Genomic DNA, 13,859 nt, shown 5'->3' on the forward strand with positions numbered 1-13,859 from the left:
TGCCATGACGAACTGCACCTGCCTGTCCGGATTCACCACCGCCGGAAACATTGACCATGATGTCGAAACGTTCGACATTGTCGGTCAGTTCGAGCGGCTGGCGGATGACCATCAGGCCGGTTTCGCGAGAAAAGTATTCGTTGGCCGGTTTGCCGTTTACAGTGATTTTTCCAGAGCCTGCCTTGATGAAAACACGTGCAACGGCACTTTTGCGACGGCCGGTTCCGTAATTGTAGTTACCGATCATGTCTGCTCCTTAGATTTCGAGTGGCTTTGGCTGCTGTGCACTGTGTGGATGGGTTGCATCCGCATAGACTTTCAGCTTTTTGATCATGGCATAACCCAAAGGTCCCTTCGGGAGCATACCCTTGACGGCTTTTTCGAGTGCACGACCCGGGAAACGCTGCTGCATTTTTTCGAAAGTCGTTTCGTAAATGCCGCCCGGGAAGCCGCTGTGGCGATAGTACTTCTTGTCGGTCGTCTTTTTGCCGGTTACGCGCAGCTTGCTGGCGTTGACGACGATGATGTAGTCACCGGTATCGACATGTGGGGTAAATTCAGGTTTGTGTTTGCCACGCAGACGGCGTGCCACTTCGCTGGCGACACGTCCGAGAACCTTGTCGGTTGCGTCGATCACAAACCACTCACGCTGGACGGTGCTGTCCTTGGCGGAAAAGGTTTTCATAGTAGTTTCCTGTAATGTTTACACGTTCAAACGGGTGGTTCCGCCCACTGTCGGGACGGACACAGCCTTCTGTTATTTTTCCGGAACGGACGGAAAGTATTAAATTATAGACGTATCAATGACTTGACGTCAATTCGCTTGTCGACTTCAGACAGGTTGTTTTTTTTCGTTGGTGCCAAATGGTCATGAATGATTTTATTGCCAGCCGGGTTCGGGTATTCTTTCCATTTTCCGGTTTTATGCAGGTTTTTTTATGATTCCAATCGATGTACTGGGGACGTATTTCATTGCATGCCTGATTCTGGCGATCGCTCCCGGTCCCGACAATATTTTCGTGCTGACACAATCGGCATTGCAGGGAAAAAAGGCGGGACTTCTCGTGGTGATGGGGCTCTGTACCGGTCTGTTGTTTCATACGACGGCCGTGGCGTTGGGTGTCGCGGTTATTTTCAAGACTTCGGAACTGGCGTTTACGCTTTTGAAGCTGGCCGGTGCCGGCTATCTGCTGTATCTGGCGTGGGGTGCATTTCGTAGCGGTGCCACGACTATCGACGGAGGTCACAATGTCATCCTGACAAGCGGGCAGCTGTACCGGCGCGGTATTTTCATGAATATTACCAATCCGAAAGTCAGTATTTTTTTTCTGGCGTTTTTGCCGCAGTTCGCAGATCCGTCGCGGGGTCTGCTTGCATTGCAGATGATGGAACTGGGGTTCGTTTTCATCGTTTCAGCCATTCTGGTGTTTGGTGCGATCGCACTGGCTGCCGGTGCATTGGGAGAATGGCTGAATCGCTCTGCCAATATCCAGCGATGGATCAATCGTCTGGCAGGAACGATATTTGTCGGTCTGGCGATCAAGTTGCTGTTGACGGAGCGGTAAATACCGGTCTGGCCGTTATTTGGCAGTCGGTTTGTCCGCAGTAAATGATTCCCGATGCAAGAGGGCACGTCAAAACGACGTGCCCTCTTGCAGTCATTCCCTGTTGCGATTGCATGTCAGGCTATGTGTGATGGCGTGCTTGTGACAGATGGCATATCGTCGGAGCGGAGGCTTGTCACCATCATATGGTACCTATTGCTTCGGTGTGGCCAGTGCCTTTCGCCGTTTGTCGATGGCCTTGATACGTATGATGGCATTGGGCATGGCTTCGAGACGTGCCGATGTCGAAGGGTGCAGTGCGGTGTAGTTCCGGACGTTTGTAGCCGGAAATCGGTAGGCAACCCGTTTCCAGAATTGGGTGGCGTTGTCGATGGCATAACCGCCTCGCAGCGACATGGCCAGACTGAGTGTATCGGCGTCGATATCGAATTTTTTCGGTACCGGTTTCAGTCCGCCGTTACCCTGTATCTGATATGACGGATTCCGGATCAGATTGTCGATCAGAAGGGTCGCCGCTTGCGTGTTCTGAAGCGTTTTGGCATGTCCCAGAACGTTATGCGCCATTTCCTTGGAGATGACATAGGCCAGATCTTCGTCTGAGCGTGCGAAAAGCATCATGCCCTGGGTGACGAGAATGCGGTTGCCGTCGGAATAGGCATTGACGTTGGGTGTTTGTCCCAGTTCGATGCGGAAACCGCAAGCAGGTGTCAGGGCGACTGTCATGTTTTTCTGCCTGTTGTTGCGCAATACGGTAAGGCGCAGCGATTTGTTGTTTGATACCAGCGAGGAAAGCAGCTCGACGGTTTCGCGTTCGGCATGTGCGCCTTGCGGTACCGGTTTGTTGCCGATGCGCAGCAAGATATCGCCTCGTTGCAGACCGGCGCGGTCGGCGCCGCTGCCCGGAATGACGTTCATGACCTGAAGTCGTTCACCCAGTCCATAGGTTTCTGCTGCAAGAGAAGACAGTTCCTGTGAATACGAGTATTTGTTGGCGACACTGAATCCAAGCAGGTTGCGCAGTTGTTTGCGGCAAAGTGCAGCATTGCCGATCAGCAACTTTCCACCTACTCTGTCCAGACGATCCTGCATGGCGACGACTTGTTCAAGGCGTGGTTTCCCGGATGTTTCGATCTCCATGTCTTCATTGCCCATCCATGTGGAGTCAGTGGCACAGGCCGTGACCAGCAGGGCGCAGCAACAACAGACGATCCGGTATCCTGTTTTGCCCGAACGAATGAATTGCCAAAACGATTTCAAAGGTGTCTTCATGGTAGGTTCACTTTCCTTCAGAGGGTTCCTGTACTCCCGAAACCGCCGGTACCCCGTGTGCTTTCCCCGAATTCATCGACTATGTTGAAGCCGACCTGAAGTATCGGGACAACGACCAGTTGGGCCAGTCTGTCCAGCGGATTCAGGGTGAAGGCCTTGTCGCCGCGGTTCCAGGTCGAAACCATCAGTTGTCCCTGATAATCCGAATCGATCAGACCGACGAGGTTGCCCAGTACGATGCCATGTTTGTGTCCCAGACCGCTGCGTGGCAGGATGAGGGCAGCATATCCCGGGTCGGCGATATGGATGGCAAGACCTGTCGGAACCAGACGGGTTTCGCCCGGCCCGATGACAAGCGGTTCCGGGATGCAGGCACGCAAATCCAGACCGGCGCTGCCCGGGGTAGCGTATGAAGGAAGATATTCCTTCATACGGGCGTCCAGTATTTTGATGTCGATCGTTTTCATGGCGGTATATCAAAGGCGTTTTGCGATCTGATCGATCAGCTGGCGGGCGAGTATCTGTTTGCTGCCGTGCGGCAGTTCGAGATGGCCGGTTTCATCGAACAGAATCAGGGTGTTTTCATCTTTGCCGAAAGTTTCATGTCCGATATTGCCGACGAGAAGCGGGATGCCTTTTTTGCGGCGTTTGGCTTCGGCGTATTCGCTCAGTTTTTCAGACTCGGCGGCGAAACCGACGCAATAGGGCGGGTCGGGAAGTGCGGCGATCGAGGCGAGAATATCCGGATTTTCGGCAAATTCCAGTACCGGTGTCTTGCCGTCACCGTTTTTTTTGATTTTTTGTCCGCTGGCATTGGCGACACGCCAGTCCGCGACGGCTGCGACGGAAATGAAGATGTCCTGTTTGCTGATATGTGACATGACGGTATCGCGCATTTCGATGGCGGTCATGACGTCGATCCGGGTGACACCATATGGCGTATCCAGTGCAGTGGGGCCCGATATCAGGGTGACGGTGGCGCCTGCTTCGCGTGCGGCGCGTGCGATGGCATAGCCCATTTTTCCTGAAGAACGGTTGGTGATGCCGCGAACGGGATCGATCGGTTCGAATGTCGGTCCTGCTGTAATCAGTACGTTTCGGCCTGCCAGGCTTTTCGGTTGCAGCGCTGCGATCACTTCTTCGAGCAGTTGCGCAGGTTCCAGCATGCGACCGTCGCCGATTTCTCCACAGGCCTGATATCCTGAGGCAGGACCGGCAATCAGTACGCCGTCGGCCTTGAGGCGGTTGACATTGCGTCGGGTCGCCGGCTTCTTCCACATTTCCGCGTTCATGGCTGGTGCGATCATAAAGGGTATTTCGGATGGTCTGGCCAGACACAGGGTCGAGAGCAGGTCGTCACACAGGCCGTTGGCCAGTTTGGCCATGAAATTGGCTGAGCAGGGCGCGATGACGACAAGATCGGCCTGGCGTGTCAGGTCGATATGCGGCATGTTGTTTTCCAGCCGATCGTCCCATGAGTCGGTAAAGACGGTGTGTCCGGTCAGTGCCTGCATGGTGACAGGGGTGATGAACTTCATGGCATTTGCGGTCATGGCGACCTGTACGGATGCGCCCTCGCGGATCATCGCGCGTGCGAATTCAGCCGATTTGTAACAGGCGATGCCGCCGGTCAGACCCAGTAAAATCCTTTTGCCGGACAAATCCATATGTTCTCTCCGTATTGTGGATGGTTTTGCGTGTCAGATACGATCAGCTTTTTCTGACGCGCTTGAGCTCGTCGATGATAAACAGGACGGCTCCGATTGTAATACCGCAGTCTGCGATATTGAATGTCGGCCAGTGCCATCCCATGGCGTGTACGTCCAGAAAATCGATGACGTGACCGTACAGGGAGCGGTCGATCAGATTGCCGATGGCTCCGCCCAGAATCAATGCCAGCGACAGGCAAAACAGGCGCTGGTGGGCATGTTTTTTCAGCAGGTACACAATGACGACGACGGCCAGAATGCTGATGGCCGTGAAAAAGTACCGTTGCCATCCCGACTGGGATGCCAGAAAACTGAAGGCGGCGCCTTCGTTATAAACCAGAATCAGGTTGAAAAACGACGTTATCCTGATGGCCTGGCCGTAATGAAGGATATGGGAAATCCAGATCTTGCTGATCTGGTCGAGCAGGACGATTGCAATTGCAAGGCCCAGCCAGTGCAAAATACCGGTTTTGCTTTTGTAGTAAATGTTTCTGGTTGCCATAATCCGGTTTGAAAAAACCACCGGAAATAGATTCCGGTGGCGACAGAAATATAAACAGCCTAGACGAACCGGCGTTTTTCACCCTGGCCGAAAAGATTTTCGGCACAACGTGCGCAAAGTTGCGGATGTTGCGTATCCGAACCGACATCGCTGCGATAGTGCCAGCAACGTTCGCACTTCTGGTATGCGGATGGTTTGACAGTGATCGATTCTTCGGTGTTGTCCGCGACTTCGATGACTTCGGCACGGGACGTGATCATCAGGAATTTCAGATCTTCGCCAAGGCTCTTGAGCAGTCGGTATTTGTCTCCGGAAGCGCGGATTTCGATTTCCGCCTGCAAGGAAGAACCGATCTGGCCAGCGATACGGACTTCTTCCAGCCGTTTCATGACATCGGCGCGGATGACCTTGAGCCGGCTGTATTTTTCGAGCAGTTGTGCACCGTCACTGATTTCCGGCAGTTCATAGGCCGTCAGCGTGAACAGGGTTTCGCCACTGTCTGCATATTCCTTTTCGGAGGCGAATGCCTGCCATGCTTCTTCGGATGTGAACGACAGGATCGGTGCCATCAGACGCAGCAGTGCATGTGTGATGTGCCACAGTGCCGTTTGTGCCGACTGACGGGCATGCGAAACAGTCTTCGATGTGTACAGTCTGTCCTTGAGGATGTCGAGATAGAGACTGCCCAGTTCTTCGGAACAGTAGGTTTGCAGTTTGGATACGACCGGATGGAATTCGAAACGGTCGTAGTGAGCCATGATTTCTTCCTGAAGCGCTTTCATGGATGCGATGGCATAGCGGTCGACTTCCAGCAAGTCGTCGATGGCGACAGCATCTTTGAGGGGATCGAAATCGGCTGTGTTGGACAGCAGAAAACGCAGGGTATTGCGGATACGTCGATAGGATTCGGTGACGCGTTTGAGAATTTCATCCGAGATGGACAATTCACCGGAATAGTCTGTCGATGCGACCCACAGGCGCAAAATATCGGCCCCCAGTGTATCGAAAACCTTTTGCGGGGAGATGACGTTGCCCATGGATTTCGACATTTTGCGACCTTCGCCGTCGACAACGAAACCGTGTGTGAGCAGCATTTTGTAAGGCGGGCAGCCGTCGAGCATGGATGCCGTCAGCAGGGATGAATGGAACCAGCCCCGATGCTGGTCGGAACCTTCCAGATACAGGTCTGCCGGGAAACGGAGTGCTTTTGCATGCGAACCGCGCAGGACGGTCTGATGGGTCGCACCGGAATCGAACCAGACATCGAGCGTGTCGCGGTTCTTTTCGTATAGCGCCGCTTCTTCACCCAGCAATTCTTTCGGATCGAGGGTTTGCCAGGCTTCGATACCCTCTTTTTCGACACGTTTTGCGATTTCCTCAAGCAGTTCCAGCGTTCTCGGATGCAGTTCACCGGTTTCACGATGTACGAAAAAGGCCATCGGAACGCCCCACTGGCGCTGGCGCGAGAGCGTCCAGTCGGGACGGTTGGCGATCATGCCTTGCAGGCGTGCCTTGCCCCAGTCAGGATAGAAAGTGGTCTGTTCGACACCCTTGAGCGCCGTTTCGCGCAAGGTCAGGGATGTGTCGTTCGGTTTGATGTCCATGCCGGCGAACCATTGTGAGGTGGCTCGGTATACGATCGGTGTTTTGTGGCGCCAGCAGTGCATGTAACTGTGCGTCATCATGTCGAGATTGAACAGCGTGCCTGCTTCCTGCATGGTATTGCAGATCAGTTTCGATGCATCCCAGATCATCATGCCGCCGAAAAGTGGCAGCGAGGATACATAATGACCGTTACCCATGACCGGATTGAGGATTTCATCATCCTTCATACCGTGCGATTTGCAGGACAGGAAGTCGTCCACACCGTAGGCCGGGGCGGAATGGACGATACCGGTACCGGTATCCAGCGTGACGTATTCTTCGGCGTAGATCGGCGAGAGACGGCGGTAACCTTCATGTGCATCGTACAGTGGATGTCTGAAACGGATGCCTTCCAGTGTGGCACCCTTGGCCGTCGCCAGTATCTTCCATACATTCAGGCCATAGCGTTTCTGAAGCAGTGTCTTGCCTGCTTCGGATGACGGCAGTTTAGCCCGTTCGTCGGCGACGATCAGCAGGCCTTTTTCCGTTTCGACCAGTGCATAATCGAATTCTGGATGGACATTCAGGGCCTGGTTGGCCGGGATGGTCCATGGGGTTGTCGTCCAGATGACGGCATAACCTGTCGGCAGCGGCAGTTCAGACATGCCGAAAGCGGCAGCGACTTTTTCCGGTTCGGCAAACGGGAAGCCGACGTCGATTTCCGGGTCGCGTCTGTCCTGGTATTCCACCTCGGCTTCTGCCAGTGCGGAACCGCAGTCGAAACACCAGTTGACCGGTTTCAGTCCGCGGAATACATAGCCTTTTTCAAGCAGACGTGCCAGCGCACGGATTTCGTTGGCTTCATTGGTATGGTTCATCGTCAGGTACGGGTTGTCCCAGTCGCCGAGTACGCCCAGACGGATGAAATCCTTTTTCTGCCGTTCGACCTGTTCTCTGGCATAGGCACGTGCCTTGGCTTGTACTTCGGTCGCCGCCAGGTTTTTCCCGTACATTTTTTCGATCTGGATTTCGATAGGCATGCCGTGACAGTCCCACCCCGGAACATAAGGGGCATCGAAACCGGCCAGACCGCGCGATTTGACAACGATATCTTTCAGAATTTTGTTGACGGCATGACCGATGTGGATGTCGCCGTTTGCATAGGGCGGGCCGTCATGAAGAATGAACTGCGGGCGGCCGGCAGCCGCTTTTCTGATGCGGTGATAGATTTTCTTGTCCTGCCATTGCTTGATCCATTCAGGTTCCCGTTTGGCGAGATTGCCTCGCATGGGGAATGGTGTATCGGGCATGTTGACCGGATATTCCTTGCCGGGTTTGTTTTTGCTTGACTGTTTTTTACCGGACGAATCTGATGGTTTGTTCGACATGTTTATCACGCTTGATATGGGTTGCAACGGACTTGGCGACTGATTTTACCGTTTCTGTCCGCTATTCAGTTAACTTTTGCTCAGGTGTTTTTTCAAAATACGATCTGGCGGCGGCCACGTCTTTCCCGATGGCGGCGGTCAATGCACCAAGATCCGGAAATTTTTGATTATCCCGCAATTTTTTCAAAAATTCGACTTCGATGAGCGAACTGTAACAATTACGGTGGAAATCCAGAATATGGGTTTCCAGCATGATATGACGGTCACTTTCGATGGTCGGGCGGGTCCCTATCATGGATACCGAGGGCAGAGGCTTGTCGGCAAGGCCGTGTACACGGGTGATGAAAACGCCGGACAATATCGGATTGTAATGGCGAATCGGGATATTGGCCGTCGGAAAGCCCAGCCCGCGTCCGATCTTGTCGCCATGTACGATATGGCCCGAGATGGTGTAGGGGCGCCCGAGAAGTGTCGCGACGGTTTCGAAATCGCCCTGTTCCAGCGCGAGACGAATGGCGGATGAAGAAATGCGGCCGTTCATGTCGGTGACGGCGGGCAGGATTTCTGTATGGAATCCGTATCGGTGACCTGCTTTTTCAAGGTCGTCTGTCGTTCCTGTCCTGCCTTTCCCAAAGCGGAAGGCTTCGCCGACCATCAGCCATTCGACATGCAGAGTGTCGACAAGGATTTTTTTGATGAAGTCCTCGGCGCCCAGGCTGGCGATCGTCTGGTTGAAACGGGCGATGATGACTTCGTCGAGATGGCACTGCGATAACGCATGGATTTTTTCGCGCAACGGGGTAATGGTCGCTGGTGCATCGGCCATTTTCCCGGTTTTCAGTGCGAAATATTGTCTCGGATGCGGATTGAATGTCAGGACGGCGGCAGGCAGACCAAGACGGTCTGCCGCTTGCCGCAATCGGGCGAGCAACACTTTGTGTCCACGGTGCACGCCGTCGAAATTACCGATCGCCAGCGCACGTGGCCCCTGTGGTAAATTGTCCGTGAATCCGCGAAAGACCTGCATCAATATTTTCGGAGGTTAGCGTAAACATAAAATTATAATGCCTAAAATAAATGATTTGCCAGATTCGTGCGGGTTGCCAAACCGGTGCGGGATGGTGGTTTTGTATCGGCATGAAACGGAACGATATGATGACGAAGCGAGGAAATGACAGCATGTTATCGGCGGCCATCGGAAAGCTGGTTGCGGTTTTCCTGTTGTCGACATATGTCATGCTGACTGCGGGCCATGCGTTCGCGGCCGATCCGGACAAGGTGATTCACAGTGTGTTCGAGGCGGCCGATGACGGATTTGATATGGTGCGGACGCAAAATTACTATTCCGGTTGGGTGGCCGATGCCATTTTCGAAACGTTGTTGACCTACGATTATCTGGCAAGACCCGCAAAGCTGGTGCCCAATACGGCAGAAACCATGCCTGAAATCAGTCCGGACGGAAAAACATACGTGTTCCGGCTGAAAAAGCATATTTATTTCGCGCCCGATCCGGTTTTCGGCGGCAGGCAGCGTGAATTGACAGCAAACGATTATATCTATGCCATCAAGCGACTGGCCGATCCGGCCAACCGTTCGCCATCGGCCGGGTTTATCCGGGGAAAGATCGCCGGTCTGGATGCGCTGACTGAAAAGGCTGTGCGGATGGGAAGATTCGATTATGACGAGCCGGCTTCCGGATTGCAGGCGCCGGATCGTTATACCTTGCGTATCCGGCTCAATGCGCCGGATGCCAATTTTCTGTATGTACTGGCTTATGGCGCACTGGCTGCAGTTTCGCGTGAGGTTGTCGAAGCGTATGGAGAGCGTGTCGCGTTCCATCCGGTCGGTACAGGGCCGTATATGCTGAAGGAATATGTGCCACGCAGCAAGATTGTGCTGGAAGCCAATCCCTATTACCGCGGGTTCGTATGGGATTTCCAGCCTGGTGACGATGCATGGGATGAACGGCTGGTCAGGGAAATGAAAGGCAAACAGATGCCGCAGATCGGTCGTGTGGAAATCGCCATTATCGAGGAAGAGCAGTCTCGCTGGCTTTCTTTTATGGAAGGACGGATCGATTTCGACAAATTGCCGCAACTGGCGGCTCCGGTCGCGCTGGAAAACGGACGTTTGAAGCAGGAGTTCGTCGATCAGGGTATCCGGCAATATGCGATGGTCGAGCCGGAAATCACTTATACCCTTTTCAATATGGAAGACCCTGTCACGGGGGGATACAGCAAGGAAAAAATCGCGTTGCGGCGGGCGATCGCCATGTCTTACAACACGCAGGCTGAAATCGAATTGTTGCGTAACGGGATGGCGAAAAAAGCGGAAATGATTGTTCCGCCCGGAGTGGCAGGGCATGATCCGTCATACAAAAGCAGTATCGCCCATGAACCGGAACTGGCTTCCCGGTTGCTGGATTATTTCGGATACAGGCGGCAAGCCGATGGTTACCGGACGATGCCGGACGGCTCGCCACTGGTCTTGAAAATCCGGACGGAAGCCAGTGCCAGTTCGCGTGTCGTGTCGGAAATCTGGAAAAGGGGACTGGATGAAATCGGGATTCGTGCGGAGTTCGAGGTCGGCAATTTTGCCGACAATCTGAAAGATGCGGCCGGATGCCGGCTCATGATGTGGGGCGGCGCATGGCATGCCGATTATCCTGAAGGCGAGAATTTCCTGCAGTTGCTCTATGGTCCGAATGCCGGACGAGGCAATTACGGATGTTATCGTTCAAAGGCTTTCGATAATTTGTACCGTCAGGCTGTCAGGTTGCCTCCCGGTGAAAAACGCAATGCACTGTATGTCATGATGAATCGTCAGATGGAAGCGGATACGGCGTGGGTCGTACATGTATCGCGAACACGGAACTGGCTGGTGCGTCCCCGTGTACTGGGGTTCAAGAAACATCCGATCATGCAGTCGGACTGGCAGTATCTTGATGTTGTCAGATAAGAAGTATCGGTTATGTCCGTATGGTATCGAGAGATCAAACAAGAGGTGATCGTGTGAAACAATATGTGCCGCGTTATCCGCTGGTCGGTTTGTCAGGCTGGTCAGGCAGCGGGAAAACCACTTTACTGGAAAAAATCCTGCCATTGCTTTCGTTGATGGGGCTGCGTGTGAATGTCATCAAGAGCAGCCATCACGATGTCGAGCTGGAACCGCCGGGAAAAGACAGTGCGAGGATTCGCGGTGCCGGCGCGGCGGAAGTGATGCTGGCGTCGCCTTACCGTTATATGCTGGCGCATGAGTTGCGGGGAGAGCGCGAACCGACACTGAAAGAACTGGTTTCAAGAATGAAGCCGGCCGATCTGGTTTTGGTCGAAGGGTTTCGTGACGAGCCGATTCCGCGTATCGAGGTGTTTCGTCCGTCCTTGGGCAAAAAGCCGATGTATCCCGAAAACAAATATATCGAAGTGGTGGCGTCCGATATACAAAAACCGGACGATTTGATTCGTCCGGTTCTCTGGCTCGATCTGAACAGGGAAAATCAGGTGGTCGACTGGCTGCTGAATCGCAGTGCCACCTGATCGTAAAGGTGGCGCAGTATCAGAACAGCTGTGCCAGCCACTGCATGTCTTTCATGGACTTGGCCGATTTGAGCCGAGCACATGACGGACAGAGGTTTTCTTCCAGTACTTTCTTGCCCAGTTCGTCGCGTGTTTTCAGGTATTGCGTAGTCGATGCTGAGAAGGTTTCGCCGCAGCACGAGCATACCTGAAGCGGTTGCTTGCGGACGACAGTGCCGGTGATTTCCGTAACGCGGTACCCGTCTCGGTCTTCCACGATGATGGCGCCGGTCGGACATACGGATGTACAGGCGCCGCAACCGATACATTTTTCGGCAGGTGTGGTGAAATCCTTGAAGACCATGCGTCCGCCTTTGGTTTCGACCATCTTGAGCGCTTCGGCGCCGACTTCGATGCAGGCCAGTTCGCACAGACCGCAACCGATACAGACGTCGCAACGCAGGCATCGTTCGGCTTCCACGGCAGCGACCTTTTCATCCCAGTCTTTCTGCATGAATTCGTGGGAGAATTTACGGGTGGACGGATCGTTTTCCTCAATATGGGCACGTTCGGCCGACGTGCGCTGTTGCGGTGTGGACGGCAAAAACGGGACCTGATCGCGGCGTTGCGGTTCCAGTGATTCGAAATCGGCGGGTACGCCCATCAGCCATGAATGAATGGATTCGGCGGCACGTTTGCCGGAACCGATCGCTGCGACTACTGTGCTTGCGCCATGGGCGATATCGCCGCCGGCGAAGATGCCTGGTTCACCGGTTTGCAGGGTGACCGGATCGCAAACGATATTGCCCCATTTGGTTTCGATCTTCGTTCCGTCAAGCCAGCTGAGGTCGGCTTCCTGACCGATGCCGGCAAAAATGTGGTCTGCTCTTACCGTAACCGGTGGCGTCGTCTTCGCGTCCGGTGCGTAGCGGGAACGTTCGAATTCGATGCGCTTGTCCGGGAAAATGCGGGTCGGAGCCCAGAATTCGACCAGTTCGACACCTTCTGCCAGTGCCAGTTCCACTTCATGCGGATTGGCGGGCATTTGTTTGCGGTTTCGGCGATACCACATCTGGACTTTTTCCGCACCCTGACGGAAGGCGGTCATGGCCACGTCGATGGCCGCATTGCCGCCACCGATAACGATGACGTGGGGGCCGACGCGCGGGTTCTTGCCGGAACGGACGGCTGACAGGAAGTCCATGCCGCCGATCACGAAATCCTGATCATCGCCGGGGACACCGAGCCGTTTCGAATTCTGCATGCCGGTCGCGAGCAGGGTGGCGTCGTAGCCTTTGTCCTGGAATTCACGTGCCTGACGTACGGTGTAACCCAGATGAATCTTGACGCCCAGCGCACGAATGACGTCGATTTCCGCATACAGCTTGTAGTCGGGCAGACGGTAATTCGGAATGCCGTAGCGCATGACGCCGCCCGGATGTTCACGTTCGTCGAAAATTTCGACGTCATGTCCCTTTTGGGCCAGATAGTATGCTGCCGTCAGACCGGCAGGGCCGCAGCCGACGATGGCGATTTTCTTGCCTGTCGGAGCAGCTTTTTTCAGGTCGGGCCTGATTTCGGCGCACCGAGCGGCGACATGTTTCATCGGACGGATGAAGACCGGTTGTCCGCTGACGGTATTTTGTACACATTCGTATTCGCACGGTGCCGGGCAGACCAGACCGCAGGAGTCGGGCAGCGGGGTATCCTTCGCCAGTACATCAAGGGACCGGGAAAAGTCGCCATGACCGACGAGTGCCATCATGCTGGGGATGTCGATATGTGCGGGACAGGCGACCTGACAGGGCGCAGAACGCGGCAGGAAGCAGGTGCCGGCAGAACAGGTGTTGTTTGCGATGTGGTTTTCCCATTCCGTGCGGTTGTTCTTCAACGAGTCTGCGATTGTGGTGGCCAGTTCCGGTGCGAGTGCAGCCAGCTCCGATACGGCATGGGACAGCTCGTCGATGCCGGTGATGTTGCCTCTGCCCAGGGTGACCTCGGTCACAAGACGCGCAACGCGTGCGACGGCCGGGCGGATTTTCGCAGGCAGCTGATTTTCGGCATGAAGTTGTGCACGCAGGTTTTCAAGAATATCGTTGATGGGACAGGTTTTCTTAGCGGTTTCGTTACTGTTTTCCGTAGTCATGGTTAATGTCAGTCTGCCAGAAAGGGGTTGCTTGCATCCGGCACACATCAGCGCAAAATTTCCTGATGCGAACGCTCGGGATAGTAAGGTATCAATATTAACACCAAATCCATGTCAAATATGAAAGGTACCATACAGAAATTCAAATGCATCGAATATAATTGCAGTTTGGCAAAATGCA

The 13,859-nt window shown here is 54.2% G+C and carries 12 protein-coding genes; 3 read left to right on the plus strand and 9 right to left on the minus strand.

All coding sequences use genetic code 11. From position 1 onward, the window contains the following. Window positions 1-247: 30S ribosomal protein S9 (locus NAI64_RS08490; RefSeq protein WP_269299599.1), on the minus strand; the 247-nt coding region annotated here is incomplete at its 3' end. Between the two features lie 9 nt (window positions 248-256). Continuing rightward, on the minus strand, window positions 257-685 hold the full coding sequence (rplM, locus tag NAI64_RS08495) for a 50S ribosomal protein L13 (RefSeq protein WP_269299601.1): 429 nt from the start codon (window positions 683-685) through the stop codon (window positions 257-259). Window positions 686-938: 253 nt separating this feature from the next. Between rplM and NAI64_RS08500 the strand changes: the two genes are divergently transcribed. Continuing rightward, the gene (locus NAI64_RS08500; protein WP_269299603.1) at window positions 939-1,565 is read left to right on the plus strand and encodes a LysE family translocator; all 627 of its coding nucleotides are present in this window, start codon (window positions 939-941) and stop codon (window positions 1,563-1,565) included. A gap of 192 nt (window positions 1,566-1,757) precedes the next feature. Here NAI64_RS08500 and NAI64_RS08505 read toward each other — a convergent pair whose 3' ends face one another. The 6 genes from NAI64_RS08505 to NAI64_RS08530 form a co-directional block, all read right to left on the minus strand. Beyond that, on the minus strand, window positions 1,758-2,834 hold the full coding sequence (locus NAI64_RS08505; RefSeq protein WP_269299604.1) for a M48 family metallopeptidase: 1,077 nt from the start codon (window positions 2,832-2,834) through the stop codon (window positions 1,758-1,760). Between the two features lie 17 nt (window positions 2,835-2,851). Beyond that, window positions 2,852-3,301: a dUTP diphosphatase gene (dut, locus tag NAI64_RS08510; protein WP_269299606.1), complete on the minus strand. Its 450-nt coding sequence runs from the start codon at window positions 3,299-3,301 to the stop codon at window positions 2,852-2,854. 9 nt (window positions 3,302-3,310) lie between these two features. Beyond that, complete coding sequence (gene coaBC / locus NAI64_RS08515; protein WP_269299608.1) at window positions 3,311-4,501, minus strand: bifunctional phosphopantothenoylcysteine decarboxylase/phosphopantothenate--cysteine ligase CoaBC; 1,191 nt, start codon at window positions 4,499-4,501, stop codon at window positions 3,311-3,313. Window positions 4,502-4,544: 43 nt separating this feature from the next. Beyond that, the gene (gene lspA, locus NAI64_RS08520) at window positions 4,545-5,045 is read right to left on the minus strand and encodes a signal peptidase II (protein ID WP_269299610.1); all 501 of its coding nucleotides are present in this window, start codon (window positions 5,043-5,045) and stop codon (window positions 4,545-4,547) included. Between the two features lie 59 nt (window positions 5,046-5,104). Continuing rightward, complete coding sequence (ileS, locus tag NAI64_RS08525) at window positions 5,105-8,017, minus strand: isoleucine--tRNA ligase (RefSeq protein ID WP_269299612.1); 2,913 nt, start codon at window positions 8,015-8,017, stop codon at window positions 5,105-5,107. 61 nt (window positions 8,018-8,078) lie between these two features. Next, window positions 8,079-9,044, minus strand: coding sequence for a bifunctional riboflavin kinase/FAD synthetase (locus NAI64_RS08530; RefSeq protein WP_269299614.1), 966 nt, complete (start codon window positions 9,042-9,044; stop codon window positions 8,079-8,081). 128 nt (window positions 9,045-9,172) lie between these two features. Here NAI64_RS08530 and NAI64_RS08535 point away from each other — a divergent pair, with 128 nt between their 5' ends. Further along, window positions 9,173-10,975 (plus strand): ABC transporter substrate-binding protein, encoded by a 1,803-nt coding sequence (locus tag NAI64_RS08535; RefSeq protein ID WP_407946927.1) that lies wholly within the window; start codon window positions 9,173-9,175, stop codon window positions 10,973-10,975. Window positions 10,976-11,028: 53 nt separating this feature from the next. Further along, the gene (mobB, locus tag NAI64_RS08540) at window positions 11,029-11,553 is read left to right on the plus strand and encodes a molybdopterin-guanine dinucleotide biosynthesis protein B (RefSeq protein WP_269299615.1); all 525 of its coding nucleotides are present in this window, start codon (window positions 11,029-11,031) and stop codon (window positions 11,551-11,553) included. Window positions 11,554-11,572: 19 nt separating this feature from the next. On the opposite strand, the gene NAI64_RS08545 is transcribed toward mobB, so the two are convergent. Next, window positions 11,573-13,678, minus strand: coding sequence for an FAD-dependent oxidoreductase (locus NAI64_RS08545; RefSeq protein ID WP_269299617.1), 2,106 nt, complete (start codon window positions 13,676-13,678; stop codon window positions 11,573-11,575). Between the last annotated feature and the right edge of the window lie 181 nt (window positions 13,679-13,859).

It is taken from the genome of Oxalobacter paeniformigenes (assembly GCF_027158465.1).
Lineage (GTDB): Bacteria > Pseudomonadota > Gammaproteobacteria > Burkholderiales > Burkholderiaceae_D > Oxalobacter > Oxalobacter paeniformigenes.

Excerpts from the sequence above, each read along its gene's own strand:
- rplM (WP_269299601.1), bottom strand. The coding sequence starts at position 685 with ATGAAAACCTTTTCCGCCAAGGACAGCACCGTCCAGCGTGAGTGGTTT.
- NAI64_RS08500 (WP_269299603.1), top strand. The coding sequence starts at position 939 with ATGATTCCAATCGATGTACTGGGGACGTATTTCATTGCATGCCTGATT.
- NAI64_RS08505 (WP_269299604.1), bottom strand. The coding sequence starts at position 2,834 with ATGAAGACACCTTTGAAATCGTTTTGGCAATTCATTCGTTCGGGCAAA.
- dut (WP_269299606.1), bottom strand. The coding sequence starts at position 3,301 with ATGAAAACGATCGACATCAAAATACTGGACGCCCGTATGAAGGAATAT.
- coaBC (WP_269299608.1), bottom strand. The coding sequence starts at position 4,501 with ATGGATTTGTCCGGCAAAAGGATTTTACTGGGTCTGACCGGCGGCATC.
- lspA (WP_269299610.1), bottom strand. The coding sequence starts at position 5,045 with ATGGCAACCAGAAACATTTACTACAAAAGCAAAACCGGTATTTTGCAC.
- ileS (WP_269299612.1), bottom strand. The coding sequence starts at position 8,017 with ATGTCGAACAAACCATCAGATTCGTCCGGTAAAAAACAGTCAAGCAAA.
- NAI64_RS08530 (WP_269299614.1), bottom strand. The coding sequence starts at position 9,044 with ATGCAGGTCTTTCGCGGATTCACGGACAATTTACCACAGGGGCCACGT.
- NAI64_RS08535 (WP_407946927.1), top strand. The coding sequence starts at position 9,173 with ATGACGAAGCGAGGAAATGACAGCATGTTATCGGCGGCCATCGGAAAG.
- NAI64_RS08545 (WP_269299617.1), bottom strand. The coding sequence starts at position 13,678 with ATGACTACGGAAAACAGTAACGAAACCGCTAAGAAAACCTGTCCCATC.